Source organism: Myxococcus dinghuensis, assembly GCF_024198235.1.
Classification (GTDB): Bacteria; Myxococcota; Myxococcia; order Myxococcales; family Myxococcaceae; genus Myxococcus; species Myxococcus dinghuensis.
Window position 1 is genome coordinate 520695 of record NZ_JAKCFB010000002.1, and the last position, 26158, is coordinate 546852.

The 26158-nt window shown below is 69.5% G+C and carries 21 protein-coding genes; 10 read left to right on the forward strand and 11 right to left on the reverse strand.

Features of this window, described 5'->3' with window-relative positions; translation table 11 throughout:
- Window positions 1-318 precede the first annotated feature (318 nt).
- From LZ198_RS04760 to LZ198_RS04775, 4 genes are all read left to right on the forward strand, one after another.
- Window positions 319-1026, forward strand: a complete 708-nt coding sequence (locus tag LZ198_RS04760) for a metallophosphoesterase (RefSeq protein ID WP_253970664.1) — start codon at window positions 319-321, stop codon at window positions 1024-1026.
- Between the two features lie 332 nt (window positions 1027-1358).
- On the forward strand, window positions 1359-3122 hold the full coding sequence (locus LZ198_RS04765; protein ID WP_253970665.1) for a vWA domain-containing protein: 1764 nt from the start codon (window positions 1359-1361) through the stop codon (window positions 3120-3122).
- 34 nt (window positions 3123-3156) lie between these two features.
- Window positions 3157-4176 carry a hypothetical protein gene (locus LZ198_RS04770; protein ID WP_253970666.1) on the forward strand — a complete coding sequence of 340 codons (1020 nt, stop codon included), beginning with the start codon at window positions 3157-3159 and terminating at the stop codon, window positions 4174-4176.
- Window positions 4177-4195: 19 nt separating this feature from the next.
- Window positions 4196-4567, forward strand: coding sequence for a hypothetical protein (locus tag LZ198_RS04775; protein WP_253970667.1), 372 nt, complete (start codon window positions 4196-4198; stop codon window positions 4565-4567).
- A gap of 33 nt (window positions 4568-4600) precedes the next feature.
- Here LZ198_RS04775 and LZ198_RS04780 read toward each other — a convergent pair whose 3' ends face one another.
- Window positions 4601-5083, reverse strand: coding sequence for a DUF2267 domain-containing protein (locus LZ198_RS04780; RefSeq protein WP_253970668.1), 483 nt, complete (start codon window positions 5081-5083; stop codon window positions 4601-4603).
- A gap of 103 nt (window positions 5084-5186) precedes the next feature.
- Window positions 5187-5894 carry a deoxyribonuclease V gene (gene nfi, locus LZ198_RS04785; RefSeq protein ID WP_253970669.1) on the reverse strand — a complete coding sequence of 236 codons (708 nt, stop codon included), beginning with the start codon at window positions 5892-5894 and terminating at the stop codon, window positions 5187-5189.
- 303 nt (window positions 5895-6197) lie between these two features.
- Here nfi and LZ198_RS04790 point away from each other — a divergent pair, with 303 nt between their 5' ends.
- The 6 genes from LZ198_RS04790 (at window position 6198) to LZ198_RS04815 (ending at window position 12283) form a co-directional block, all read left to right on the forward strand.
- Window positions 6198-7229 carry a hypothetical protein gene (locus LZ198_RS04790; protein ID WP_253970670.1) on the forward strand — a complete coding sequence of 344 codons (1032 nt, stop codon included), beginning with the start codon at window positions 6198-6200 and terminating at the stop codon, window positions 7227-7229.
- Between the two features lie 285 nt (window positions 7230-7514).
- A complete protein-coding gene (locus LZ198_RS04795) occupies window positions 7515-8612 on the forward strand; it encodes a hypothetical protein (RefSeq protein ID WP_253970671.1) in 1098 nt (365 codons plus the stop codon).
- A 101-nt stretch (window positions 8613-8713) separates the two neighbouring features.
- Complete coding sequence (locus tag LZ198_RS04800) at window positions 8714-9838, forward strand: hypothetical protein (protein ID WP_253970672.1); 1125 nt, start codon at window positions 8714-8716, stop codon at window positions 9836-9838.
- A gap of 97 nt (window positions 9839-9935) precedes the next feature.
- A complete protein-coding gene (locus LZ198_RS04805; protein ID WP_253970673.1) occupies window positions 9936-11240 on the forward strand; it encodes a S8 family peptidase in 1305 nt (434 codons plus the stop codon).
- A gap of 204 nt (window positions 11241-11444) precedes the next feature.
- Window positions 11445-11693 carry a hypothetical protein gene (locus tag LZ198_RS04810; protein ID WP_253970674.1) on the forward strand — a complete coding sequence of 83 codons (249 nt, stop codon included), beginning with the start codon at window positions 11445-11447 and terminating at the stop codon, window positions 11691-11693.
- An 8-nt stretch (window positions 11694-11701) separates the two neighbouring features.
- The gene (locus tag LZ198_RS04815; RefSeq protein ID WP_253970675.1) at window positions 11702-12283 is read left to right on the forward strand and encodes a HesA/MoeB/ThiF family protein; all 582 of its coding nucleotides are present in this window, start codon (window positions 11702-11704) and stop codon (window positions 12281-12283) included.
- Window positions 12284-12461: 178 nt separating this feature from the next.
- Here LZ198_RS04815 and LZ198_RS04820 read toward each other — a convergent pair whose 3' ends face one another.
- The 9 genes from LZ198_RS04820 to tssC all read right to left on the reverse strand — a co-directional run bounded on the left by LZ198_RS04820 (window position 12462) and on the right by tssC (window position 26132).
- Window positions 12462-14426, reverse strand: a complete 1965-nt coding sequence (locus LZ198_RS04820) for a bifunctional metallophosphatase/5'-nucleotidase (protein ID WP_253970676.1) — start codon at window positions 14424-14426, stop codon at window positions 12462-12464.
- Window positions 14427-15356: 930 nt separating this feature from the next.
- Window positions 15357-16319: a hypothetical protein gene (locus LZ198_RS04825; protein WP_253970677.1), complete on the reverse strand. Its 963-nt coding sequence runs from the start codon at window positions 16317-16319 to the stop codon at window positions 15357-15359.
- The gene (locus LZ198_RS04830) at window positions 16316-17932 is read right to left on the reverse strand and encodes an FHA domain-containing protein (protein WP_253970678.1); all 1617 of its coding nucleotides are present in this window, start codon (window positions 17930-17932) and stop codon (window positions 16316-16318) included. The genes LZ198_RS04825 and LZ198_RS04830 overlap by 4 nt, the downstream gene beginning before the upstream one ends.
- Before the next feature lie 121 nt (window positions 17933-18053).
- Window positions 18054-20675, reverse strand: coding sequence for a type VI secretion system ATPase TssH (gene tssH, locus LZ198_RS04835; protein WP_253970679.1), 2622 nt, complete (start codon window positions 20673-20675; stop codon window positions 18054-18056).
- Between the two features lie 54 nt (window positions 20676-20729).
- The gene (gene tssG / locus LZ198_RS04840) at window positions 20730-21815 is read right to left on the reverse strand and encodes a type VI secretion system baseplate subunit TssG (RefSeq protein ID WP_253970680.1); all 1086 of its coding nucleotides are present in this window, start codon (window positions 21813-21815) and stop codon (window positions 20730-20732) included.
- The gene (gene tssF / locus LZ198_RS04845; protein ID WP_253970681.1) at window positions 21779-23521 is read right to left on the reverse strand and encodes a type VI secretion system baseplate subunit TssF; all 1743 of its coding nucleotides are present in this window, start codon (window positions 23519-23521) and stop codon (window positions 21779-21781) included. The genes tssG and tssF overlap by 37 nt, the downstream gene beginning before the upstream one ends.
- Window positions 23522-23548: 27 nt before the next feature.
- Window positions 23549-23938, reverse strand: coding sequence for a type VI secretion system baseplate subunit TssE (gene tssE, locus LZ198_RS04850; RefSeq protein WP_256559228.1), 390 nt, complete (start codon window positions 23936-23938; stop codon window positions 23549-23551).
- Window positions 23939-24006: 68 nt separating this feature from the next.
- Window positions 24007-24498, reverse strand: a complete 492-nt coding sequence (gene tssD / locus LZ198_RS04855; RefSeq protein ID WP_253970683.1) for a type VI secretion system tube protein TssD — start codon at window positions 24496-24498, stop codon at window positions 24007-24009.
- A 152-nt stretch (window positions 24499-24650) separates the two neighbouring features.
- On the reverse strand, window positions 24651-26132 hold the full coding sequence (tssC, locus tag LZ198_RS04860) for a type VI secretion system contractile sheath large subunit (RefSeq protein ID WP_253970684.1): 1482 nt from the start codon (window positions 26130-26132) through the stop codon (window positions 24651-24653).
- Window positions 26133-26158: the final 26 nt, after the last annotated feature.

Consider the following 26158-nt stretch of genomic DNA (forward strand, 5'->3'; position numbering starts at 1 on the left):
CCCTCCCCCCGGTGGTACCGGGCGGGTGGGACACCTTGGAAGGCCCGACGCCGGCGGCGCCGGCTTCCTGACAATTCACCCCCGAGGGCGGACCGGGCTCCCCACCGGGCGCCCCGCTGTCAGGAATCCAGGTTTGGCCGAGTCCCTGGCCGCATCGCTTTCGAGCGCCCGGCAGGAGAGGCCCCACAAGCAGTGGTTCGACTCCACCCAGCTACCCCTCGGGGCAGATGGTCGCCGGCGGTCCGGCACTGAAATCGGGATTCAGCCTTCCGGCCTTCCCACTCGGGCGCTCAATCTTCATTCAAGGAACCCCTGGTCATGTCGCCCCGTACCATCGTCATCGGAGATCTCCACGGCTGCTACGACGAGGCCCTGGAGCTGCTCGACAAGGTCGGGGCTACTTCCAGCGACCGCGTCATCTTCGCGGGCGACCTGGTGGACCGGGGCCCCCGCCGCCGGGAGTGCGTGGAGCTGGCCATGCGGCACGAGGCCGTCCTGGGCAACCACGAGGAGGCGCATCTCCAACAGCGGCGCCGCCCGGACGAGCGCCTGCTCCCGGACCACCTGGAGACGCGGCGAGCCCTGGAGCCGGAGCACTACGACTGGATGGCCCGGCTGCCCCACTACCTGCGGCTGCCAGAGCACGACGCCGTCGTCGTGCACGCCGGCATGCTCCCCGACCTGCCCGTCGAGGCGCAGAATCCGTACCACCTGCTGCATGCCCAATGCATCCAGCCACCAGCGACCAAGAGCTACTGGCCCTCCAAGGCCCCGGAAGGCTTCACCTTCTGGACGCACCACTGGAAGGGACCCGAGCGCGTCATCTTCGGACACACCGTCTTCGACCGACCGCTCGTCACCGAGCACGCGGTGGGCATCGACACCGGGTGCGTCTACGGCCGGTCGCTGACAGCGGTGGTGCTCCCGTCGTGGGAGCTCGTCTCGGTGCCGGCCCGGAAGACCTACCGGGGTGGCAAAGAGGTGGCGCGATTCCCGGTGCATGGCGACGTGTGCGTCTATTCGTGAGCCCCCGTCGCTGACCGCACCTCCCGGTTCTTCGCTTTCGCGCCCGGCCGCCGGGGTCCTACACGCACACGTGAGATGCGGGTTCGAGTCCCGCCGGGGCTACATGGCCCCGTAGATCAATCGGTAGATCACTGGACCTGACTCCAGACGCACCGGCCTCGGCACTCGGGCGCACCCTTTCCCTCCATCCCAGCTTCGCGTGGACCCGCCCGTGACTCCTCCAGGAGGCCCGGGAGGGGTCCACGCGTTCCCACGCGCGGCGCACTCCTCTCGCCATGACGCGAGAGGTCCGCGCCACGCCTGACCCGCGGCACGTCCCGAAGGGGGACTTCATGACCACGCCCCAGAACCCGTCCCTGCTGCCCGAGGCCCAGCTCGGCCCGGCCGAGCGCCTGCTGGACCTGGTGCTCAGCGGCTCCGCCCACCTGTGGCACAACCGCCCCGGACTCGACGTGGACGGCGTATGGCACGCCGCCGCGCACGCCCTGCCCCAGCTCAAGGCCCGTGGCCGTCCGGTGAAGCCCGGCCTGTTCGTGCCCGCGGCGGTGAAGCTCTACCGGCAGTTGCTCGACATCTACCGGCTCAACTCGGAGCTGATGGCGCACTTCGCGTCGTACGCGCTGACGCAGACGGACTGGCGTGACCTCAAGGTGGCCACGTGCGCGCTGATGCTCGTGCAGGGTCACGCGGGTCAGCCCGTGCGGGGCGACGACGGCGCGGTGGCGTTCCACGACGACGACTGGCGGGCCATCGGCGAGGCCATGGTGCTGCACTACGAGCGCAAGTCCACGCGCATGCTCACGCCCAAGGCGGTGCTGCGGGTGGCGGAGCTGCTCGAGCAGCCGGACATCGCGCGCCTCAACCGTGAGGCGGGCTTCGGCGACCCGGCGTCCCGCAAGGCGCCGCTGGGCCGCTGGAAGCGCGTGGCGACGCGGTGGCTGGCGGCGCGTGAGGCCAACCCGACCATGCTCCAGGGACTGGTGAAGGCCGGCTACAAGGAGACGCTGAAGAGGCTGGCGCGCAAGGCGGGGTACAAGCCGCGCGCGCAGGGCTTCTTCGAGGTGCTCGGCTGGAAGCAGAAGCAGGCTGAGGGCGGGCACCGCACGGTGGGACTGGACGGGCTGACGCTGGTCAAGCGCGAGCGCTTCGACGGGCTGTCGGAGGCGGAGATCTGCGAGTGGGTCGAGCTGGAGCGCCTCTCCTACAAGGAGGTGGTGGGCCGGCTGCCGAAGGACGTGGGCCTGACGCCGGCCATCATGGCGGCCCTCCTGCCCTCGTTGTCGGACCGCGACCTGCGGCTGATGACGCCGACCCTCGAGGAGCTGGGGCTCCTGGCGGAGCCGTCCGTGCGCGCGCGCTGGGAGAAGGCGGTGCAGACCGCCACCGACCAGCGGGCGCTGAACATCGCGAAGAACGTGCGCAGCCAGGCGCTGCGCCAGAAGCTGGAGGAGGCGAGCGACAACGCCGCGCGACACGCGGTGGCGGAGGCGACGGCGGAGACCGACGTGCGGGTGATGTTCCTCATCGACAAGTCGGGCTCCATGGAGGGCGCCATCGAGAACTCGAAGGAGGCGCTGGCGCGCATCCTCGCCGGGTTCCCGGAGGAGAAGCTGCACATCGCGGCGTTCGACACGATGGGCACCGTCCTCAAGCCGAAGGCGTCCAACCGCGCGGCGGTGCAGCACATGCTCGCGAACCTGAAGGCTTCGGGTGGCACCGCCCACATGGCGGGCGTCCACGCGTTGAATCGAGCGGGGGTGCGGGTGCCGGAGGGGGCGAAGCTGGTGGTCATCGTGGTGGGCGACGAGGCGGGTGAGGCGGGTGACCAGTTCGCCCGCGCCTTCCGTGACTGCGGCTACACGGTGGCGGCGCTGGCGTTGTTGGTGAGCGTGGCGGGGGCCCGTGGCAACACGGTCCGCACGTGCGCGAGCCAGCTGAAGGTCCCCTTCAGCGAGGTGAACGTGGACCAGTTCTCCGACCCGTACCAGGTCCCCCGGGTGCTCAAGGCGCTGCTGGATGCGCCGACGGCCCCCGGCGCCAGCCAGTCCGGCTGGGTGGAGCGGGTGATGCGCACGCCGCTCTTGAAGGTGGCGTGAGGTCGCGGTCGCGACAGGAAGGAAGGAGGCGGTCGTGGACTACCGGAAGTTCCTCGGGAAGGTGGAGTCGGTGGTGCTGCCGTATCTGGGCGGCGGCACCGTGGACGCCGCCTCGCGCCGCCTCCGTGTCACCACCCCGGTCGCGCCGGGGTGGTGGCGCTTCGAGATGAAGGGGCGGGACGCCACGGCCCGTGAGCAAGCCGCCCCAGAGGGGATGGACGCCCTGCCCCGCGTGCGGGGCCACGTCTGGGGGACGCGGCTGGTGCGCGAGGGCGCGGTGGCCGAGCCCCTGGACCTGATGCCGGAGGAGGAGCCGCCACGGCTGGCGCCCATCTCCGCGCGACGTTGGCATGATGGCTCGCTGCTGTTCGACAGCGTCGACTTCGAGAGCGAGGCCGAGGACACGGCGCGGCGCGCGCTCGAGGAGGGTCGCTCGCTCGCGGAGGTCCGCGGCGTGGCGTCCTCGCTGCGCGCGGCGTTCGGCTACACGCTGTTGGAGCAGACCTCGCGGGCGCTGGACATCCGCTTCACGCCCGCCGAGGCGCGGGGACGCGTGCTGTCCGTGGCAGAGGGAGGCCGGCCCGAGGCCGAGTCCTGCCTGCGCCACCTGAGCGCGGAGCGCGAAGCCCACCAGCGCGCCCGGACCGCACGCGCGGCCCTGGCCCAGGTCCGGGACCAGGAGGCGCGTGACGCGGAGCGAGCCCGGCAGTTGGCGAGCGTTTGGGCGGAGCAGGCGCGGCGACAGACGGCACGGAGCGGTCGCTCCGCGGGAAGGTCGTCGCCCGCGAATGACTGGTCGCGCGCGGAGGCAGCCCTGGCAGGTTCAGGCGCGCGATTGGCGGCCCAGCGCCGCCTCACCGGCAACGCGATGGAGGTGACGTACGTCTTCATGGGGGAGCGCTTCATCTCCGTCGTGGATGCGGACTCGCTCCAGGTCGTGGACGCCGGCATCTGCCTGGCGGGCGCGGACAGCGAGGTGACGTTGGAGAGCCTGCCGTCCGTCATCCGAGAGGCCATCGAAACCGACGTGCTGGTGATGACCCGACACGTCTGAGGAACGGGGAGGAACCGCCATGTCGACGCGCGAGGTGTGTCTGCTCATTGGCCAGCAGGGCGAGGTGCTGTGGTGCGACGTGTCCGACAACCCCGCCCTCCTCCCGGACTCGCGCGAGCGCTGGGAGGCCATCTGGCGGTTGAGGGCCGAGCTGACCGAGGTGGCCCACAGCCACCCGGACGGGCCGCTCGGATTCTCCAGCGAGGATGAGACGACGATGGAGGCCTTGACCACCGCGTTGGGGCGCGCCCCGCGCTTCTCGGTCGTCGCTCCCGGCGGCATGGTGGCCCGCGTGGATGGACGCGACGTCCTCGTCATGTCGGAGCCCTGGTGGGCGGAGCCGCTTCGCGAGGCCTCGGGCATGCACGCGAGGCCCCTGGCGCTGGCCTGAGGTCCCGGCCCCTGGGAAGCGACACGAGTGACCTCATACCGGGTGGCGCCACAGCTCTCGCAAATCCTCGGGGAGCTGCGACATGACGTCCTCGGCCTCTCCTTCGCTGATGAGGTCCCGGATGGAGTTGAGCACCGCGCGTACCACGGGCTCCACCGCGTCCGGGTTGAGCGCCAGGTCTTCGCCCACGCGCCGCAACAGGTCCTCGCGGCCGAACTTGCCCGGGAGTTCGTCCTCGTGCCGCTCACAGCGGTGGAGCAGGTCCGCCAACTTGTTCGGCAACTGGGCCTCCAGGTCCCGCGTCTCGTCGCTGTTGATGCGCTGCTCCACCGCGCAGAGCACCGACACCGCGGCCTGCTGCGCCACCGCGGGGGACATGCCCCCTCTGTCACACAGGCGCTTGATGAAGGCCGCATACGTCTGACTCGCGTGCGCGGCGCGACGCCGGGCCCTGCGCTCCTCGATGGAGCCCTCCTGGTGGCTGTGGGTTCCCTGCGGCTCGCGTTGGTCGGCCATGGCATGTCCTCCCTGTTGCATCCGTGGGCATCAAGGTTGCCCATGCGCTCCGGGGACCGCACCGCCGGGCAGTGTGGGAGCCAGGCCATCGGCCTCTCGCCCGTCACTCCAACTCGAGCTCCGCGGCCTCGCCATCCGCGCGCCGGAGCGCGTTGACCAACCGGTGTGCGTGACGCGTGGTCTCCGGCTCGCGGAAGCGAGGGCTCGCCTTCAACACCAGCTCCACGGCCGTGGGCAGGTCCATCAGGTGACCAGGGGACACGTAGACGGGCTGGACGGCCCGCCGCGTGCGCACCGCCATGCCCACCACCTCGCCCTTGTGTACGAGGGGTGCCGTTGACCCGCGAGCCTCGCCCAACCTCTCGTACGAGCCCACCAGCAGCGACTTCGCGCAACCGATGGAGGGGATTCCGAACAGCAGGCCGCCGTGGCTGGCGATTCCCAGCCGTCGCGGGTGCGCGATGCCGTGGCCATCGAAGACGAGCACGTCCGGACGGACCTTCAACCGCCCCCAGGCCGCGGCCACCACCGGCAGTTCGCGGAAGGACAACAGGCCTGGCACGTAGGGGAACGTCAGCTCGACCGCCGAGCCCGCTTGCGCCACGGGCGTCAACCTCTCCGCATCCAGGACCACGATGCCGCCGAACCCGGTGGGGCGCCCCTTCTCCGTGGAGACGTCCGCGCCCGCGATGCGCTCGACACGCAACCCGGGAGGGGGCTGCAACACCACCTGCTCCCGCAGCTCGCGCTGGAGCGCCACGGCCTCCCTGGGTGAGACGTCCCAGCGCCGCACCGAAGACCCACCCGCCATGCACGACCTCCTCCCTCGACACCGCGAAGTCTGGTGAGCCGCCCCACCGTGGCAACCACTCCCTGGGTCCACGTGTCGGGCCAACGTGGCCCAGCCAACGCACCCACAACCCTCCGGGGTCGAATCACGAAGGCCGATCGCACTGCCCTTCAGGGACGGCATGGAATGCCAAGGCACAGTGCATACCCTGATGCCCCCAGGCACGGGTGAACCGCTCCCACGGCCCCTCACACCCATGCCTCGCCTGGGACACCCTCCATCCTCGCGCCGGGCCGGGGAGCGCCGCATGTCCAGGGGTATCCAATGCATCGAATCCTCGCAGCCTGTGTCGTGGCCACCACGCTCATGGCCACCCTTCCCGCCACGGCATCCGAGTGTGGCTACACCACCGCAGGATGGAACGCGCCCAATGGCGCGGTCGTGTTCAGCCGCGGCGACGAGGGTCCCATCCGCAACGTGATTGATGCGATTGGAGAGTTCCGGACGCATTCCATGCTCTCACACGGCGCGGCGGGCGGCGTCACCCACGCCACCATGCGGGACCCCGACACGAGCAGTTGGCCCACCGTCTGCGGAACGCCGCTCAAGGTGGACCAACTGCGCAATGGCTATCCCGGCCTGGAGCAGATCAACCAGGGTGGCATCTATCACTATCTCTACGACGTGGATGGCCACGGTCCGGACTGGACGGCCTGGCAACTGGGTGACGCGGCGGGGGCCGCCCAGGTGGCGGACAACATCTGGTTCAATCACGCCTATGTGACGGATGCCTCCAGGGTCGACTCGAGCCAGCCCATCGACCGGCTCTTGTGGAACGGCGCACGGGTGCCCTACTCCCTCTTCCAGTACCGCGACCTGGAGTCGTCCCACACCATCCCCGGCAGCGCCGCCAACAACGGCATGGTGTGCTCGACCTTCCTCGCCTACGCGCACAACTACGCGGGGCGCGGCGCCGTGAGCGCGTACCGATATCCGCACGAGCTCATCGCCAACGCCTCCAACACCCTCCACGCGGGTGTCCAGGCACAGTGCAAGTCGTCGCTCGGCTGGTTCAAGAACGCCGCGCTGACGGTCATCTGTCCCATCTTCTGGAACGTCTGCTCCAACGCCGGCAACCAGGTCGCCAACTGCATGTCCGCCAACCGGTGCGACACCAGCACCAGTGTCATCTGGCGCGGGGTCCGGGACGACCCGAACTCCACCGCGACCTCCATCAGCCCCGACCGCATCGGTGGCTGGAGCGTCCACCCCGTCTCCTCCACCCTCTGGGCCAGCGACTACTCGCACCAGCTCCAGTGGAACTCCGGTGGCAACGTCTACGGCTGCTGGCAGTGACGCCGCGCGCGACGTGAGAGGACCGCGTCCATGATGCGTCAAGACTCCCCTGGAAGGCGTCAACGACGGGCCGTTCTCTGCGGCCTCGGCATCGCCGTCGTCGCGAGTTGGTGGCTGTCGCGTGAGGCCCCCGCACCGACTGCCCCCCCTACACAGACGACCGATACGGGACGTCTGCCCTCACCGACCCTCGCGGCCTCGCCGCCAACGCCCGCGCGGCCACCCTCCGCGACCGAGCAGCCCCCCTCGAAGCCAGCGCCACCGCCCATCATCGACGAGGTGACCGTGGAGAAGTCCGAGGTGTGCTCGGGCGAGGACAACCTCATCACGGTCCGGGCCCACTCGCCGGATGGAAACGACGCCTATCTGCACTCGACCATCGGATCCGGTGTCGGCACGCGCGTCCCCCTGCGCGTATGGCTGGAGGCGGATGGAACCCATGAACAGCCTCGGGTGACGGTGTTCGGAAAGGACAATGTGAGCGCCTCCGTCCCAGTTCCCGCCTACCGGGTGAAGGACTGCGAGCCCGAGCGGCTCGTCGACGTCTACTCCCGGCGTGTCCCCAACACGGAGGAGGACTTCGAGTTCCTCGTGCGCATCATCGAGCTGCCACGGCGAGACGAGCGCTCTCGCAAGCCCTTCGTCCCCGTGAAGTTCACCTGGACGTTCGACGACGCGCCGCCGGTGGTGACGAGCGCGCCCACCGTGACCCGCACCTTGAGCCCAGGGGGACCCGGGCCCGCCGCCATGTACCGACAACACCTGGTGCGCGTGGAGGCCATCGACACCACGGGACGCAAGGCCTCGGGACGTTCGTCGGTCCAGCTCCTCGACCCGACGTTCGAGAACTTCGACAAGAAGGGCATCGTCACGGTGCTGGCCCTGGGCACGCCCCGTTTCCCGACGGAGGGCGAGGACGGCAGGGTGCAACAGACCTTCCGCTTGTTCCACCGTTGGAAAGGCGCGGTGCGGCTGGAGCGTGTGACGGCGCTGCGCGCGCGCAGGCCCGAGCCCCACGCACCGCCACTTCCCGAAGAGGCCTCCGAGACCTCGCTCGGCGTGGAGACCCTCCCCGAGGGCCGGGGCGTCGACGTGAGTGTCTCGTTCGACGTGAAGGCCGAGCCGGACCTGGGCATGGTCACCTATGTGCTCGAGGGGAGGACGGAGGACGGCTACCCGGCCCGGGGGACATTCTCCCTCATGCGCCCACCCGCGCGTCCCACGCGAGACAACAGCGTGCCCGTGACGGACCCGCTGCTGCTGGCGAAGGTGAAGCGGGCCCGGGAGCTGCTGGGGCAGCCCTACGTCACGGACGAGGACCTGTGGCGGCTCGAACGCGAGGGCCGATTCCAGGACCTGAAGGTCCAGCGCGACACGCCCTGAGGGGCCGTCCAGCCAACGGGAGCGACCGCTCCCACCCGCGCCGCGACCGGAGGGCCCTGCGCGGCGTCCACCCGCCCCCGGGACATGCTGACGTGCGCGCCATGTCCCGCGCCTCGCGTCTTCCGCCGATGCTCCCGCTGGTGCTGTGCTGCGTGGCCATGGTCACCCGGGCAGAGGAGGCTCCGGCGCCGTGGCGAGACGTCCTGGATGCCCCCACGCCCCAGGGGCTCGAGACCCTCGAGCGTCGCGTCCTCGGTCCGGGTTGCGAGCCCCTGCTCCTGGGAGACGCGAGGCGACGCTTCGTCGAGGCACAGTTGCTGTGCGATGCACACCTCACGTTCATCCTCGTGCAGGCCACCCTGGACGGAAGTCCGCTCCCCGACACACCTCGACGCGTGAAGGCGCTGCTGGCGGATGCGCTCGGTCGCGCACGCACGCCCTTCCTGCGCGACGGGACCACACGCGTGGAAGGCCAGGTGCTCCCAGTCAGCATCCTCTACCGCGGGCAGCTCCTGCTGATGCTCGCGGGCATGAGCCGGGCGGGGCTCGCCGACGCACGCGACACCGCGCTCTTCGATGCGCTGGCGGCCCAGCTCGCGGAGTCCCTCTCGCGACAACTCCTGCTCCCCACCTTCGGACGCACCATCTGGCCATGCGACAGCGCCCCCGCCGCAGCGGGACTGCTGTTGCATGGTCGACTGCGCGACAACGACACGTCGAGGGACCTGGGCGAGAAGCTCGCCGCACGACTCGTCGAGCTGGCGTCCCTCCCTACCGGTTTCCCGACCAAGGTCGATGCGCGAGGGCGCCCCCTGGAGTCCACGCCCCGAGGGACCGCACTGGCATGGACGGGAGCCTTCCTCGGACTCGCCGCGCACCCGGCGGCGGCCACCTTCACGCGCGCCCTGGTGAAGACCCACTGCGACCGCCCCGCCGGCGACTTGCTCCCTCTCGCCGCGTGTCGAGAATGGCCGCGTGGCGTCCACGGACGCGAGGACGCCGCCAGCGGCCCGCTCCACCCGGGCGGCTACTCCGTGGGTGCCAGCGCACTGGCCATCGCCGCCACCCACCTCTCGGCTGAACACACCACGTGGCATCGACAACTGCTCAACACCGCACGTGAGATGGGCATCCAACCCATGCTCCAAAAGCCAGACAAACACCCACTCGAAGCGACACTGTTCTGGTGGGGCCTCACCACCCGGGAATGGTCCTCCGTTCAGTGACCAACCCATCCCCCGTCCCTCCGGACGAAATCAGGATTAGACCGACAAGGCTGTCGATTCGTATCATTGCGTGTCATCAGTCGTGGGGGCGTGAGACATGAATCGACGGTTGTTGAAGCGTTCGCTGGCGGTGGGCGGCCTGATGTTGCTGGGGGCGTGTTCGAGCCGGACCACTTGCAAGGACCCATCGACCCTCGCGGCGCTGCGCACGCCGCCCGTCGGGAAATTCCTCACCGTTCACCAGAAGGTTCCAGGCGAGTACGTCGTGGTGCTCAGGCCCCCTGCGCCCGGCATGCAACCAGTCGCCGTGGAAGCCGCGTCTCGTACCCTCCTGACCAAGTATGGCGGCAGCGCGTTCCTCACGTACGAGCACGCGCTGCGCGGCTTCGCCACCCGGATGACCGAGGCCCAGGCCCGCGCGCTGGCCGAGGACCCCTCGGTGGAGTACGTGCAGGAGAGCGGCGTGGTCTCCATCGTGGAGAGCCACACCCAGGAGAAACCCACCTGGGGCATCGACCGGGTGGACCAGCGCAGCCTCCCGCTCGACAAGCTCTATCTCTACAACGCCACCGGCCTGGGCGTTCACATCTACATCCTCGACACCGGCGTGCGCTTCTCCCACCGCGAGTTCGGAGGCCGGGCATCCGTCGGCTACGACTCGGTAGGAGACGGCATGAAGGGCAATGACTGTCATGGACACGGCACCCACGTGGCGGGCACGGCGGCGGGCAGCACCTACGGACTGGCCAAGAACGCCTCGGTGCACTCCGTCCGGGTGCTCGGCTGCAACGGCTCCGGCTCCACCACCGGCGTCATCGCGGGCATCGACTGGGTGACGAAGAACCACCAGGCCCCCGCCGTCGCCAACATGAGCCTGGGCGGCGACGAGGACCGCGCCATCGACGACGCAGTCCGGCGCTCCATCGCCTCCGGTGTGACGTACGTGCTGGCGGCGGGCAACGAGGACAACGACGCGTGCAAGCACTCGCCGGCGCGGACCCTGGAGGGCATCACCGTCGCCGCGACGGACAGCGCCGACAAGCGCGCGGCCTTCTCCAATTTCGGCGATTGCGTGGACGTCTTCGCCCCCGGCAACCGCATCACCTCCGCCTGGCACTACGGCGACCGGGAGACGCGCGTACTCAGCGGGACCTCCATGGCCGCGCCGCATGTCACGGGCGTGGTGGCGCTCTACCTGGAGCTCGCCCCAGACTCGGACCCCGAGGGCGTCGCCACCGCGCTGTACACGCACGCCACGCCTGACAAGGTCCGGAGCCCCGGCGACTGCTCGCCCAACCGCATGGCGTACTCGGGCTTCATCGGCGCGATGCCCGTGCTGCCCACCGCCGGCAAGAAGCCCGAGCCCTCGCCCGGCGCCGTGAGCGGAGAGCCCACGAAATAGGTGTCTGTCCGCGAAGCCCCTCCCCTTCGCGGACACCGAGGGCCGGACCTCGTCTCCATGACGGGTCCGGCCCTCGTCTTTTCCGCGCCCAGGCGTCGCTCGCCCCCGTCAGGAAGCCGCGAACGCCCGCGTCCCGCGAGGTGCCCGGCGACCGCACCACCTCGCGGCCTCATCCCGGGCCGCGCAAGGAGGCGCGAGACGACCATGGCCACTCTCAACATCACCTATGACGGGATGTCCGCGGACGTGCCGGTGGAGCTGGACCGGCCGGTGTCGGACACCGACGTGCGCCGCATCGCCGTGGAGCTCATCCGTTCCGGCGGCGTGCCCGGCATGCACCTGTCCCAGCTCCGCGACGAGACCTTCCAGCACTACGCCGTAGACAGGTTCCGGGGGGCGCGGGGCGAGGAGCGCATCTACCTGCGCCCCAAGGTCCCGTTCGGCGCCCGGTGAGGTGGACCATGCGCATCGCCTTCTGTGGCGTGGGCGCCATCGGCTCCCACGCGGCCGTGCTGTGCCGGAACCTCGAGGCCACGTTGGTCTTCATCGACTTCGACCGGGTCGAGGCCAAGAACCTGCTCGCCCAGGCCTACGTGAAGCCCTCCGTCGGTCGGAACAAGGCGGAGGCACTCAAGCTCCAGTTCCTCAATCTCCACGGCCTGAAGACGGAGGCCATGGGGGTGCGCGTCACCCGCGACAACGTGGCCACGCTGTGTGGTGGCGCGGACCTGCTCGTGGACTGCTTCGACAACCGCGACGGGCGCCAGGTGCTCAGCGACTTCGCGCGCGCCCACGGCAAGCCCCTGGTGCACGGCGCGGTGAGCGGTGACGGTACGTTCGGGCTCGTGCGGTGGGAGGAGCACTTCGTGCCGGACGCGGAGGACACCGCAGGACAAGCCACCTGCGAGGGCGGCGCCCACCTGCCCCTGCTCGGCCTGCTGTCCGCCACCCTGGCCCGCGTCATCCAGGACTTCGCCAAGGAGGGCCTGAGGCGCAACGCCCTGGTGAACCTGTCCTCCGTCACCCCGACACCTGGCGCTTGACGTCCCGGGAGCTGAAGAACGACTGGCCATCCGCCCGTACCCTGCTGACGCTTCCGTGCTCGCATCTCGAGCGCCAATCCACTCCGGAGGCCGGGCTCCCACGCTGGGGACCCGGCCTCTCGGCCTTCCGGGCCCCCATCGCCAGGGGACGCAGGGCGTTGGTCCTACAGCTGTAGGATTAGGGCAGCATGGTGATGCGATTGAGCGCGGGGGAGGACAAGGGGCTCGCCTGGCTGCTGTGCGCCTTCAGGTATGCCTCCAGCGCGTCGATGTCCACGGCGCCACCCAGCCGGTTCTTCCCCTCGATGAATACCGAGAAGCCATCACCCCCACTCGCGAGGTAGTTGTTCGCGGTGACGCGGTACTCCGCCGTCAGGCTCACTGGCACGCCGTTGAGCCGGATGGACGCCGGGTCGACGCGGCTTCCGATGGGCGCCGACGCGCTGAACGCATAGGTGAAGCCCGCCGACGGAAGCAGCATGAGGGTGGCTCCCGACGGCCGCCACTGCCACTCCAGCAGTTGCTCGATTTGCGCGCCCGTCAGCGTCATGGTGACCAGGCTGTTGCCGAACGGCTGCGTGGTGAAGGCCTCGCCGTAGGTGACCTCGCCCTGGGCGATGTCCGCGCGCACGCCGCCCGGGTTCATGAAGGCCACCTGCGCCCCACCCAGGTTCGCGGGCTTCGTCGCCTCCAGCTGCGAGTCCGCGATGACGAAGCCCAGGGAGGACTGGCCCAGGGAGTCCCCCTGTGTCCTGAGCGTCTGAGACACCCAGCCGATGACCCGGTTGGCCCTCGGAGTGACGAGCTCCTGGTACTTCGTCACAAGCTCCTTCACCGCGCCGACCTCCTGCACGTCGCGAGTGACGATGACGTTGTTCGCTCGCGCCTCCACGACGTCGCCCGTCGCCTTGCTCAACGTCAGGTCGATGTCCGTGACGAGCTGCCCCATCGACGAGGCGCTCGTGACCACCTTGCCATCGATGACGCAGTTGTAGGCCTGATGCGTGTGGCCGCTGACGATGACGTCCACCGCGTCATCGAGGCCCTTGACCACGCCCACGATGGCACCTGAGATGAGGCCGTCCGCACCCGCGCCCTTGCATTCGTTCACCAGCGAGCCCGCGGTCGGAATTCCGCCCTGGTGCACCACCACGATGATGGCTTCGATGCCCTGCCGCCGCAGCTCCGGCACCAGCGCGTTCACCGTCTGCACTTCGTCCTTGAAGGTGAGCCCCGCCACGCCCGTGGGCGTGACGATTTCCGGCGTGTCCTCCAACGTCATGCCGATGAAGGCCACCTTCACGCCCTCGAACTCGCGCACGTCGTAGCGGGGGAACAGCGTGCGGTCCTCGCCCGTGGCCACGTTGGCCGCCAGGAACTTGAACTTCGCGCCCGGGAAGCCATCTCCGTCCAGGCAGCCATCGACCGGGTGGCAGCCGCCCGACTGCATGCGCAACAGCTCCGTGCTCCCCTCGTCGAACTCGTGGTTACCCACCGCGACCAGGTCCAGGCCGATCAGGTTCATCGCCTCGACGGTGGGCTCGTCGTGGAAGAGCGCCGACAGCAGCGGCGAGGCGCCGATGAGGTCTCCCGCCGCCACCACCACCGTGTTCGGATTGGTGGCCCGCAGGGCCGCGATGTGCCGGGCGAAGTACGTCACGCCGCCCGCGTTCACCCGCACCGGCCCACCGTTGGGGTCCACGCCCGTCAGAATCTGGGCCGCGGGGGCCTCGAGCTGTCCGTGGAAGTCATTGAACGCCAGCACCTGCACGCTCACCGTGGTGGGACCCGCGTCGGGCGTCCCCGAGTCGCGCGTCCCCGAGTCGGGCGTCCCCGAGTCGGACGTCCCCGAGTCGGACGTCCCCGAGTCGGGCGTCCCCGAGTCGGACGACCCCGCGTCCGTGCCGGAATCTGGGGGCGGCACCTGGACGGAATGCTGCTCACAGCGCTTGTCCTCGCAGACCCACTCCGTGTTCGAAGCCGGCGGTCCCTTGTCTTCACGGCAGTCGGCGGCGTTCTGGCACTCGTCACCTCCGCAGCCGACATGGGCGAAGAGGAACATGCCGGTGACGAACGCTCCGGCGAGCAGGAAGACGCTGGGACGCGCTCCCAGAAGTGACGAGCGCGGTGTGGCTTGTGGCATCGACGGGACTCCAACGAACAGAGAGGGAGAACCTACCCTGGTTCGTGGACGATGGCGCGACTTCATGGCGGCACGGTGAAGCTCGCGCCCCGACTTCGTCTCGACACGGGTCTGCGGCTGTCGCCCATACTCACGGTGCGGATAGCGGCGCGTCGTTGCCGCACAGCAGCAACTCCACGGGACCTCCGGTGCGATCCACCAGGACGGCCACCTGACCCGTGCTCGCGACCGAAGCGCTCGGCCTCCGAGAGTGGAGTATCTGCACGTGGCCCACTGGAGCGGGCAGGGGAAGGTCGTCAGCGTGCTGTGGTCGCCGCGGGCGGAGTAGGTCAGCAGTGCTTCGGCGAGGGCGCGCGGGGCGGTTCCAGGAGCCAGGCGCACCAGCTCGCGAGGTCCTCGCCGAAGTCCTTCTCCGACAAGGTCCGCGGGATGTCGAGCGAGGGCGTGCGGTCGTGGGCAATTGGACACGCGCCGTCCCGGGGCTGACGTCCACCAACTCGATGCCCAGCTCCCGTGCGAAGAGGTCCTTCTCGAAATCGTCCCGGCCGTTTGCGTTTGTGGCCATGCGCCCGAGGATGGAGTGCACCCGGTGACTTTCCCAGGGGCCCGGCGGACAAAGACCCTGGCGCACCGAAACCTTGTAGAGCCAGTACTGCAGCGTGCCCAAGGACAGGTCGTGCCTGGACACCAACTTCGGCCTCTCATCGAAATTCAGTCGTCGCATGCCTCGAGAACCAGCAAGGCCTGCTCGACTCATGATGCCCGCCGTCGGTCGGTTACGCCCCAACTCCTCAGCCAGTGATACCAGCAAAGCGGATGGGCAATCTCTTTCAGAAGCCGTTAGCGACACATCGCCGCGCTCGCGCACCCGCTCTACAGGCGCGCGGTGAGGTGGCCCCTCCAGGCCGTTCCTCCATTCACGAGAGGCCCCTACTTCGTCGACTCGGTCGCACCTGCCTCCAGCAGCCGGCCCCACAGGGACGAGTCGTCGACGACCAGTCTTCCCGAAGACAACTGCACGCGCCGGTCGACCTGCGCCTTGCGGAACTGCCTCGGAGGGATGCTGGGCTGCTTGGGGTCCATGTCATTGACTATCATCTGCTCCTGCAACCGGATGCCATCCGTCGCGAAGCTCAGCGCCGCTGTGTAGTCGTAGCGACGCAGCCACCGGCTCGGCAACGAGCGCGACGCGGTCCGGTTCAACTGGAAGAGCGCCGGGCTCGCGCACGCCCCCTCCGCCGTCAACACCGGCTCGTTGATGAAGCGGTTGCCCCGCTGCAGCAACACCCGCACCGCTCGCTGGCACGCCGTCCCCATCGGCCCCGCGCACCGCTCCCCTTCCGCCACCAGCATGTCCACGCCCATCATCCGCTCCAACCTCAGCTTCGCGTTCTTCGTCCTCGAACGCAGCACCCCCAACGCCCGCACCGCCAGGCCTCTCGGCGTGGACTCCACCAAGGCCACCGGGCCCAGGCCCTCTCCGTCCGCGAAGTGACGCGCCACCGCCCACACCAGCCGCAACTCCGGCCGGATCTCACTCACCACCACGTCCCCCGCCGTCAACGTCGTCGGGGGCAACATCGCGGCCGTGGAGCCCGCCTCCACACACTCCCCTGGTGCCGGGTCCTGCCAGAGCACCGGTGTCCCCATGCAATCCGTCACGGGCGTGGCCACCTGCCACGTCCGCGTGTCGTAACCACTCAACATCAACGGATAGAGCACCTCCGCCCGCCACTGGTCCGGCGACAGCGCATGCACCCCCGTGGGCCGCTCCGAGAAGCACAACGCCGCCACCGCCGGCGCCGCGCGCACCGGCGCGGTGCTCTTGCACCCCGCCAAGGCCACCGCGAACCCCAACACCACACCCCACTCCAACGACCTTGTCGTCCTCATGTCCCTGATGACTCCCGAGCCCGGCGCTTGGACACCACTGGGACCTCTCCATCCTCACTCTTGTTCGCCGCGTCGCCCACGATGGCATGGTATGCCTTCGCGAACTCCGGACCGAACAACACCGCGCTCAGCTCGCGCTCCTCCTCCATCAACGTCTTGACCCGCTCCTCCAGTCGCGTGAGCTTGCGCGACGCCTGGAATGGCCACAGTCGCGAGAAGAAAGAGCCGCCCTTGCTCCCCTCCAACTCGCCCGGCAACAGGCGCTGGAGCAAGTCCTTCACGCCCTCGCGCATGCCGTTGAGCAAGGCAATCTGGTGGATCATCACGTCCACGAACCCGCCCCTCAGCTCCTGCACCCGCTCCGCGCTGTCCGGCGCCTTCCAGTCCAACAGGTAGCGCAACACCTCGCGCGTGTTGCGATTGTTGGCGAGCGGCGTCACGTCGCGCGGCAGCATCACCGCCATCTCCTGACCGAACTGGTCATGTCCCTGCCGCAGCTCCACGAAGGCGCGGCCGAACGTCTCCAGCACGTCCGCCAACCGGTCCAGGAAGCGGTCGATGTCCAGCCCCGAATCCAATCCCTTGCTCCCCGGCAGGTACGACCGCACGAACTGCCCCAACAGCTCCCGCGCCATCCCATCCAGCCGGCTGCCGCCCCCGGGCGCCGCCGGCACCGGCGTCACCTGCGAGTTGCCCCCGGACGACTGCGGCAGCGCAACACCCAACGAGCGTGCGAACCGTCCGAACTGCGGCTCGTGCGCCACCCCGGGCAGGTGCCGCTGCAGTTGCGCGACGAACGACGCGCGGTCCGCCTCCGGCAGCGTCCCCGCCTGACGGACCATGGACTCATGCAACGTCTGCCACGCGTTGCGATACGCGGTGTAGAGCGGCACGAGCTGCTGGATGGGGCTCTGCAAGCCGCTCGAGGACGCAGCGGGCGGCGGCGCCACGACGCGCACGCTGTCGCTCGTGTTCGCGCGGCGGCCAGCCGGAGCCGTCACCGGCTCGGCATCCGGGATGGGGATGCCGGAGATGATGGTGCGCTGCCCCGGGTCCTGCCGCTCCAGCTCCTCGTCGAGCGCCGGCACCAGCACCGTGCGGGGGCTCCCCTCCTCCTGACGGCGGGACTGCGCAATCGCCGCGTCGCTCAGGGCCGGCAACATGGTGGTGGCCACCACCTGCTCGCGCCCCTGCACCGGCGTCGGCTTGAAGCTCATCGGCGTCCCGTCATCGGGGGCCTGCAACGTGGCCAGCGCGCGGAACTGCGTCATGCGCGACTGACCGTCTCCCACCGACGCCGCGGCCTCCCGCGACAAGCGCAGCTCGATGGTGCCGATGGTGACCCGCGTCTCCTCGTCTACCCGCACCGGGACGTTCTTGTCGATGCGCCGCCCGTCGATGCTCAGCCCGTTCGTCGAGTCCAGGTCCACCACGTGGATGGACTTCTGGTTGAACCGGACGAGCGCATGGAACAGCGACACGAACGACTTGGGGATGGAGATGTCGTTGAGCTGATTGCGACCGATACGGACGGGAGAGTGCGTGAAGACATACTGCCGCTCCTTCGGCGGCTGCATCTCCAGGTCCTTGATTCGGATGACGAGGGGCAGCACGGCTCACTCCTATCCCGAAGCGATGGGGGCAGCCCCCCGGGGAGGTACCTCGCGAGAGTTCGTCACGGCCCAGCGGGAGGCATCATCCCTCCCCCAGGTCCGAGATGCACCCCCACGACAATCATCTGTCTGAGAATGCGAGGTCCCACTCGCCCCCAGCCCCCAGCCCCACCCTCAGGCGACCTGGGACGCCTCCGGCGGCGAGCCGCTCCAGGACCTCCAACGACAGCCGGGGCATCAGCGAGGCACGCAGCAGATGGTCCACATTGCGCGCCCCCGAGTCGTTGTCCTGACAGCGCCGGGCGAACTCCTCATACACCTCCGGGGCGAACTCCGTCTTGACCCGGTGCGACGTATGCAGCCGCTCCGCCAGGGCCGAAAGTTTCATCTCGGCAATCTGTTTGAGCACGTCCCGGGCGATGGGCAGGAACGGCACCACCGACATGCGCGCCAGGAGCGCCGGCTTGAAGTGCCGGCTGAGGATGGGGCGGATGGTCTCGCTCACCGTGTCCGTGCTCGGCGCCTCCGGGCCCGAATACAATTGCATCAGCGCGTCCGTGGCCAGGTTGCTGGTGAGGATGACCACCGTGTTGCGGAAGTCGATGAGCCGCCCCTCGCCGTCGGACAACATGCCCTTGTCGAACACCTGGTAGAAGAGGTTCATCACCTCCAGGTCCGCCTTCTCGCACTCGTCCAGCAGGACGACGGAGTACGGCCGCTGGCGTACCGCCTCCGTCAGCACGCCACCCTCGCCGTAGCCAACGTAGCCGGGCGGCGAGCCGATGAGCCTCGAGACGGTGTGCTTCTCCTGGAACTCCGACATGTTGATGGTGGTGAGGAAGCGGTCGCCCCCGTAGAGCGAGTCCGCCAGCGCCAGGGCCGTCTCCGTCTTGCCCACGCCGCTGGGCCCCACGAAGAGCAGCACGCCGATGGGCGTGTTGGGGTTGCGGATGCCCGCGTGCGACATGCGCAGGGTCTCCGCCACCGCCCGCAGCGCCGCGTCCTGGCCCCGCACCCGGGAGCGCAAGGTCTGCTCCAACGAGAGCACCGCCCCCACGGAGCTGCTGCGAAGCTTCCCCACCGGCACTCCCGTCCAACCCGCCACCACCCGCGCCACCACGTCCGGGTCCACCTCCACGTGAATCAGCGGCGACTCGCCCTGAAGCGTCTCCAGCTTCGCGCGCGCCTGGGCCACGTCCGCCTTCAGCTTCGCGGTGTCCGCGCCGGCCTCCGCCGCCTCCAGCGCCGCGCGGGCCTTGCGCACCTCGGCCACCGCCGCCCGCTCCTGCTCCCAGCGGACCTTCACCGTGGCCACCTGGTCACGCGTGGCGGAGAGCTTCTCCTCCAGCGTCGGGCCCTCGTCCTCGTCCTTCCGCACGTGCCCCGCGGCGCGCTCCCGCTCGCGCACCGCCAGCTCCCGCTCGAGCGCCGCCAGCCGCGACTCCGCCTCCACCAGCTCGTCAGGCTGGGCGCTCTGCTCGATCTTCACACGGGCCGCCGCGGTGTCGAGCAGGTCCACCGCCTTGTCCGGCAACTGCCGCCCGGAGATGTAGCGATGAGACAGCTCCACCGCGGCCACCACCGCCTCGTCGCGGATGGTGATGCCGTGGGACTGCGCATACGTGGGCGCCAGGCCGCGCAGCATCAGCACCGCGTCCGCCTCCGACGGCTCGTCCACCTTGATGGGCTGGAAGCGCCGCTCCAGCGCGGCGTCCTTCTCGAAGTACTTCTTGTACTCGCCCCACGTGGTGGCCGCGATGGTGCGCAGCTCGCCGCGCGCCAGCTCCGGCTTGAGCAGGTTCGCTGCGTCGCCGCCGCCCTGCTGGCCTCCCGCGCCGATGAGCGTGTGCGCTTCGTCGATGAAGAGGATGATGGGCTTGGGCGAGCCCTTCACCTCGGAGATGACCGCCTTGAGCCGGTTCTCGAACTCACCGCGCACCCCCGCGCCCGCCTGCAGCGCGCCCAGGTCCAACCCGAGCACCTCCAGGTTGCGCATGGACTCCGGCACGTCGCCCGCGACGATGGCGCGCGCCAGCCCCTCCACCAGCGCCGTCTTCCCCACGCCCGGCTCGCCCACGATGATGGGGTTGTTCTTGCGCCGCCGCGCCAGCACGTCGATGACCTGACGAATCTCGCGGTCGCGCCCGAAGATGGGGTCGATCTTCCCGTCGCGCGCCTTCTGCGTGAAGGAGTTGGTGAAGCGCGTGAGCGCCTCCTCGCCCCGACCTCCTCCCGTCGCGGGCGCCGCCGAGGCCGCGCTGCCCACCTCCGCCGCCTCCTTCGAGCCACCCACCACCTCGTCGAAGACCTTCTTGAGCGCCTCCACGGAGAGGGCGTCCAGCGCCGGGTAGGACTCCGCGGAGTAGCGCGAGGAGCGCGCGATCCACTGCCACATCAGCGTTCCCGAGCGCAGCCGCGCCGCCCCGTGCTCCAGCGAGGCCACCAGCCACGCGTCCTCGAACCACTGGAACAGGCTCTCGGAGAACACGGGCCGTCCCGCGTTGCCCGTGCGCAGCTCCCGCAGCGCGTCCTCGATGGAGCCGATGACCTTCGCGCGGTCCACCTGGAAGTGGCGCAACAGCCGGGAGGCCTCGCCGTCCTCGTCCTCCAGCAGTTGGCGCAGCAGGTGCTCGGGGATGATTTCGTAGCAACGCGCGGTGCTCGCCCGCGACACGGCGGCCTCCAGCATCCGCGTGGCCGAGGGCGTCAGGCGCCGCACGAGGGTCTTGGGTTCAACGCGCATGATTTCGCTCCAGGGGTTCGGCTGGCGGCGGGTGGGAACACCGAAAGGACGGCGTCATGGCGGCGAAGGCGGCGCGGCGCGGCGGGTGGCGTCCGGAAGCGGCACGGTGCGCAGGCGCAGGCGCGTGTCGCTCCTGCGCTGCCCCAGGTAGCAGTCCTGGCCCAGCCTCGAGGTGGATTGTGTCGAGAGGCGGAAGCGCGGCAGCTCCGCCTCGCGCACGCCCAGCACCAACGAGCAGTCGAGCGGATCCCTCACGACCAGGTCCACCACCTCGCGCACCACCGGGGACAGGTCTCCCTCGGGCATCAGCCGCCGGTAGACATCCCCCTCCAGGGGCGCGATGTGGATGTCGAAGCTGCCCGAGCGGTCGAACATCCTGGAGCCCAGCAGCGCGGTGCGGCTCAGGTTCGTGTTCGTCCGCCCCAGGCGCATCCGGTTGTCCGCCTCGATGTCCACCCAGTGGCCGGAGAACTGGCGCAGCGACACCTTCGCCTCGCCCAGCACGGGCGCCAGCACGTCCGTCAGCGCCAACTCCAGCGTGCCCGCCGTGCGCGCGCGCGCGGCGAGCAGCGGCGCCAATCGCAAGAGCTGCGCGGAGGACAGCAGGCCCGGGTACGGGCGTTCGTAGATGTCGAGCCCGGCGAGCGACAACAGCCGCTGGGACCAGACATCGTTTCCCTCCCGCGTCGCCTCCGCCTGCAGCGAGTAGCGCGACAGCGCCCGGAACAAGAGCGAGAGAAGCCGGTGATGGAACAGGTCCAGGAAGTCGCGCCGCCGCGCGGAGTCCGGGTCCTCCTGGGCAATCTCCTCCGGGATGTAGTCCGGCAGCGGCGACACGGCGCCGGTGACCCCCAGGAACGTGGTCATCACCTCCACCACGCGGGCGGAGCCGCCCAGCTCGTCCGACTGGGTCACGACGCGGATGTGGCTGACGTCCCCCGAGCTGAAGGTGAGCGAAGGATCATGCCGGAAGCGGATGGCCTCCTCGACGACGGGCCCCGTGCCGCCCACGGGCACCGCCTCCGACGTCAGCCGCTCGAGCAGCGCCACCAGCGGCCTGAAGGCCCACTGCCCGGGGCGTTCGCTCAGCGTCTGGACGGCCCTCAGCAGATCGTCTGTCGGCCGTTCCGGGGAAGCCACCGGTACTCCAGTCGAGAGGGTTGGAGGCGCAGCACGAGCTCGCTGAAGGAGTTGAGGCTCACGTGCGAGGCGAACAGCTCGTCGAGGACGCATCCGAAGAGGAACGCGTCCCCTGTGCCGGTGAAGCCCGCCTCGTCCAGCTCCACCGTCACCTGGACGCCCCGGACGGGAGCCCCTTGCAGGAAGCGGGTGATGGGCTGCCCCTTCACCTCCCGCAGCGCGCCCACGCGCAGCTCGTTGGCGCGCGCGGTGGACTGGTCCGCCGTCGCCTGGAAGTTGTAGAGCGCCAACATCGACTGCAGCGCGCCGGGCTCCAGCAGCGAGCGCTGGTTGAGGCTCAAGTGGGAGAGCAGCCGCCAGTGCAGCTCCGACCCCATGGGCGGCCTGGACGGCCGCGTCACCGCGACGATGTTGCGGAAGCGCGCCGTGGTGGGCGACGCCGCGGTGGGCACGCTCAAGTCGCCCACCTGGAGCCGCGCGGGCAGCGAGCGGTTGGTGCACGTCAGCTCGATGGACAGCGTCTCATCCGTCAGCGATGGCGCCACGTCGCGCGGGCTCCCCAACGACAGCGAGACGTCCATCGCGTCATCCAGCGGCGACAGCCCGCGGTGCAGCCGATAGAACCGCGAGGCGTCGCCCGCGGCGTGCGCGAAGTCGAAGTATGGCCGGTACTGCTGGCGCTCGGTGCGGCCCTGCGGCAGCCCCGTGACGGAGTCTACCGAGTAGACCTCCATGTGCGCCGGCTCCATGCCCGAGGCGCGCACCAGGTGCTCGTGTCCCAACGAGCCGGTGCGCACCGGGTCCGCGGACGCGGCGAAGAGGTTGACCACCGGCGCGCAGTGCAGCCGGAAGACGTCCTTGGGCAGCCGCCCGGGCAGCGTGGGCGGACGCTCGAACTCGAAGAGCAGCTCCAGCTTCTGGCCGGCGAGCTCGCTGGCAGCCTGCAGCCCCTTCACGTCGATGAAGAGGAACTTCTGCGGCAGCGTGAAATACTCCTGCAGGAGCCGGTAGCCCTCCGGCACCGTGGCCGGCCACGGCCACAGCGTGTTGCCCGCCTCCAGGCCCGAGGCGCGGATGCACTCGGGCCCCAGCCGCAAGGATGGCCCGCCCGCGGGGCCGCGCAGCACCACACCCTTGCAATGGCGCAAGAGCCACACCAGCAACATGGACGCCACCGGCAGCTCCGCGTGGAGGAACAGCGACAGGCCCTCCTCCGTGAAGATCTCCGCCCGCCCCTGCTCCACCAGTTGGAGCTGCAGGCGCAGCACCGGCGCCGCGGGCGAGGATTGGTCCAGCGTCGTCTCCGTCAGCGTCAGCGGCAGCAGGTCCACCGCGCGCGTCGTGCGGAAGGTGCAGACGGTGCCGTCCACGGGCTTGGCGCCCACCTCCGTCCCCGCCGGAATCCGGGAGCGGCCGCGCAAGAGGCGCGCATGGGGCGTAAACTCCACCACCGAGCACGCGGGCACCACCCGCAGGTAGTGCGGCAGCAAGAGCTCCGTCAGCCCGTGCACCACCTCCGGCACCGCGTCATCGATGCGCTCGCGCACTCGCGCCGTCAGGAACGCGAACCCCTCCAGGAGCCGCTCCACGTCCGGGTCGCCACCGCGCTCCACCAGGAGCCCGGCGAGCGCCGGGTTGACGGTGCCGAACGCGCGGCCCATCTCCCGCAGATATGTGAGCTCGCTCTGGTAGTACTTGCTGAACACCGCGACTCCCCCGCCGTACCGGTTCGCTTACCAGACCTCGACCTTGCCTCCCGGAGACATCTCGGTCCGGAAGCGGAGCATCCCCCGCGCGCCCCTGCCCGTGGGCTGCGCGGTGATTTCGAAGCGCAGCACCAGCGGGTCCACGTCCGGGACGTGGCGCACGCTCACGTGCTGGATGCGCGGCTCGAACTCCAACACCGTCGCGCGGATGGCCGACTGGAGCGTCTGGATGGCCGTGGGGAAGGTGTGCACCAGGTCGGTGAAGTCCATGACTCCAAAGCCCGGTACCGTGGCCGAGCCGCCCTTGCGCGCGTTGAGCAGCACGCGCAGGTGTTGGGCAATGGATTCAGTCATGTCCTGTGCACGCTCGGCCGAGCCCGTCCCCACCTCGATTCGCGACAACAACCCGCGTCCCATCCCGTCGCTCCCTCCTCCCTCGACGCCCCGGTCCCCCTCCCTCGAGGGGGAACGCGCATTGGCTCCCCTTACCGCTGGGCGCTCCAGGAGTCCTCGTGCGTGACGCCACCTTCGCTGACCGTCCAGCTGATGGTGTGGAACACGAACGTCACCTCCTCGAGCGGCGGGTTGGTCGCCGTCGCGGGGATGATGGTGTCCTGCACCACTTGCTTGATGCTGGCCACCCGACCCTGCTTGATGGTCACGGTATAGAACTGGTCCGTGGTGCCGTCGCCGGCGGGGCTGGGACGGAAGAACTTGAAGGTGGCCTCGATGGCCTCGTTCTCCGTCAGCGCCTTCATGAGCAAGGGCGACGCCTTGTCGATGCGCTTGCGGATGAGCAGCGGCTGGTACTGGCGGCGCCCCGTGGCGAGGCCGGAGCCGGCCTCGCGCGCGGTGATGACCCCCTGCTCGTAGTAGACGCACTCGATGGAGTCCTCGCGACCGAGGCTCGTCTGCGTGCTCTCTCCCTTGATGTCCTTCCCGTTCGCCGCCAGATACAGATGTACGGTCTCGGCCATGTGGCTCTCCCCCAGCTTGTTGTTGGTGTGACGCCTGCGACGTGGAACGGAGCCCTCGTGCGGCAGGGCTCCGGACTGCGTGTGGGCCGCCGTCCACGAACAGCACGGCGACCTGAAGGACCCGCCTGCTCCGGGTCTCACGCCCGCTCAGCTCACTCCTTGTCCAGCTTGCCGACGAGCGAGAGCGTGAAGGATGCGCCCATGTACTTGAAGTGCGGGCGGACCTGGAGGTTGCAGCGGTACCAGCCCGGCTGCCCCTCCACGTCCTCCACCTTGATGCGGGCGGTGCGCAGCGGACGGCGCGAGCGCACGGCGGGCGCCGGGTCGTCCATGTCCGCGACGTACTGGTTGATCCACTGGTTGAGTTCGCGCTCCAGGTCCGAGCGCTCCTTCCAGCTACCGATCTGCTCGCGCTGGAGCACTTTCACGTAGTGCGCCAGGCGGGACATGATGAACATGTAGGGCAACTGGGTGCCCAGCCGGTAGTTCGTCTCCGCGACCTTGCCCTCGGGGCTGTTGCCGAAGAACTTGGGCTTCTGCACGGAGTTGGCGGAGAAGAACGCCGCGTTGTCCGTGTCCTTGCGGAACACCAAGCCGATGAAGCCCTCCTCGGACAGCTCGTACTCGCGCCGCTCGGTGAGCAGCACCTCGGTGGGGATCTTGGTCTGGATCTCCCCCATGGCCTCGTACTGGTGCAGGGGCAGGTTCTCCACCGCGCCACCCGCTTGCGGGCCGATGATGTTCGGGCACCAGCGGAACTTGGCGAACGAGTCCGTCACGCGCGTGGCGAACGCCGTGGAGGCATAGCCCCACAGGTAGCGCTCGTGCGAGCCGACCACGTCCTCGGTGAAGTTGAACGACTTCACCGGCACCGTCTTCTCGCTGTAGGGCAGCCGCAACAGGAAGCGCGGCATGCACAGGCCCACGTAGCGCGCGTCCTCGCTCTCGCGGAACGAGTGCCAGCGCGCGTACTGCGGTCCCTCGAACAGGGACTTCAGGTCCTTGAGCGCAGGAAGCCCCAGGAACGACGACTGGCCGAAGAACTCCGGCGAGGCGTTGGCCACGAAGGGCGTATGGGACATGGCCGCCACGGAGGCGATCTTGCTCAACAGCGTCAGGTCCTCCGCGCCCGGGCCGATGTCGAAGTTGCCCACGACGAGGCCGTACGGCTTGCCACCGAAGACGCCGTACTCGTTGGAGTAGATGGTGCGGTACAGGCCGGACTTCACCACCTCGGGCGCGTCCTCGAAGTCGGTGAGCAGGTCCTGCTTGGAGGCGTTGAGCACCTCCACCCGGACGTTCTCCCGGAAGTCGGTGCGCTCGATCATGAACTTGAGCGAGCGCCACGCGGACTCCAGCGACTGGAGCTGCGGGTGGTGGAGGATTTCGTTGACCTGCGCGCTCAGCCGCTGGTCCACCTCGGCAATCATCGCGTCCACCAGCGCCTTGTCCACGCGCTCGGTCGACCGGCCCGGGGCCAGCATCTCCGCGATGAAGGCCTGCACGCCCCGACGGGCCACGTCGTAGCCGTCATCGTTGGGCTTCATCTTCGTCTCGGACAGGATTTCGTCCAGGAGCGACGGGGCGGCATCGGCGGTCTCGACCTGGGCCAACGCCTTGGCTTCAGTGCTCATCTGTGTCACGCCTTTTCTGAGTGCGT

What these genes read in the sequence shown, in the direction of transcription:
- LZ198_RS04760 (WP_253970664.1), top strand. Translation starts at nt 319, where the DNA reads ATGTCGCCCCGTACCATCGTCATCGGAGATCTCCACGGCTGCTACGAC.
- LZ198_RS04765 (WP_253970665.1), top strand. Translation starts at nt 1,359, where the DNA reads ATGACCACGCCCCAGAACCCGTCCCTGCTGCCCGAGGCCCAGCTCGGC.
- LZ198_RS04775 (WP_253970667.1), top strand. Translation starts at nt 4,196, where the DNA reads ATGTCGACGCGCGAGGTGTGTCTGCTCATTGGCCAGCAGGGCGAGGTG.
- LZ198_RS04780 (WP_253970668.1), bottom strand. Translation starts at nt 5,083, where the DNA reads ATGGCCGACCAACGCGAGCCGCAGGGAACCCACAGCCACCAGGAGGGC.
- nfi (WP_253970669.1), bottom strand. Translation starts at nt 5,894, where the DNA reads ATGGCGGGTGGGTCTTCGGTGCGGCGCTGGGACGTCTCACCCAGGGAG.
- LZ198_RS04790 (WP_253970670.1), top strand. Translation starts at nt 6,198, where the DNA reads ATGCATCGAATCCTCGCAGCCTGTGTCGTGGCCACCACGCTCATGGCC.
- LZ198_RS04800 (WP_253970672.1), top strand. Translation starts at nt 8,714, where the DNA reads ATGTCCCGCGCCTCGCGTCTTCCGCCGATGCTCCCGCTGGTGCTGTGC.
- LZ198_RS04805 (WP_253970673.1), top strand. Translation starts at nt 9,936, where the DNA reads ATGAATCGACGGTTGTTGAAGCGTTCGCTGGCGGTGGGCGGCCTGATG.
- LZ198_RS04810 (WP_253970674.1), top strand. Translation starts at nt 11,445, where the DNA reads ATGGCCACTCTCAACATCACCTATGACGGGATGTCCGCGGACGTGCCG.
- LZ198_RS04815 (WP_253970675.1), top strand. Translation starts at nt 11,702, where the DNA reads ATGCGCATCGCCTTCTGTGGCGTGGGCGCCATCGGCTCCCACGCGGCC.
- LZ198_RS04820 (WP_253970676.1), bottom strand. Translation starts at nt 14,426, where the DNA reads ATGCCACAAGCCACACCGCGCTCGTCACTTCTGGGAGCGCGTCCCAGC.
- LZ198_RS04825 (WP_253970677.1), bottom strand. Translation starts at nt 16,319, where the DNA reads ATGAGGACGACAAGGTCGTTGGAGTGGGGTGTGGTGTTGGGGTTCGCG.
- tssH (WP_253970679.1), bottom strand. Translation starts at nt 20,675, where the DNA reads ATGCGCGTTGAACCCAAGACCCTCGTGCGGCGCCTGACGCCCTCGGCC.
- tssE (WP_256559228.1), bottom strand. Translation starts at nt 23,938, where the DNA reads ATGGGACGCGGGTTGTTGTCGCGAATCGAGGTGGGGACGGGCTCGGCC.
- tssD (WP_253970683.1), bottom strand. Translation starts at nt 24,498, where the DNA reads ATGGCCGAGACCGTACATCTGTATCTGGCGGCGAACGGGAAGGACATC.
- tssC (WP_253970684.1), bottom strand. Translation starts at nt 26,132, where the DNA reads ATGAGCACTGAAGCCAAGGCGTTGGCCCAGGTCGAGACCGCCGATGCC.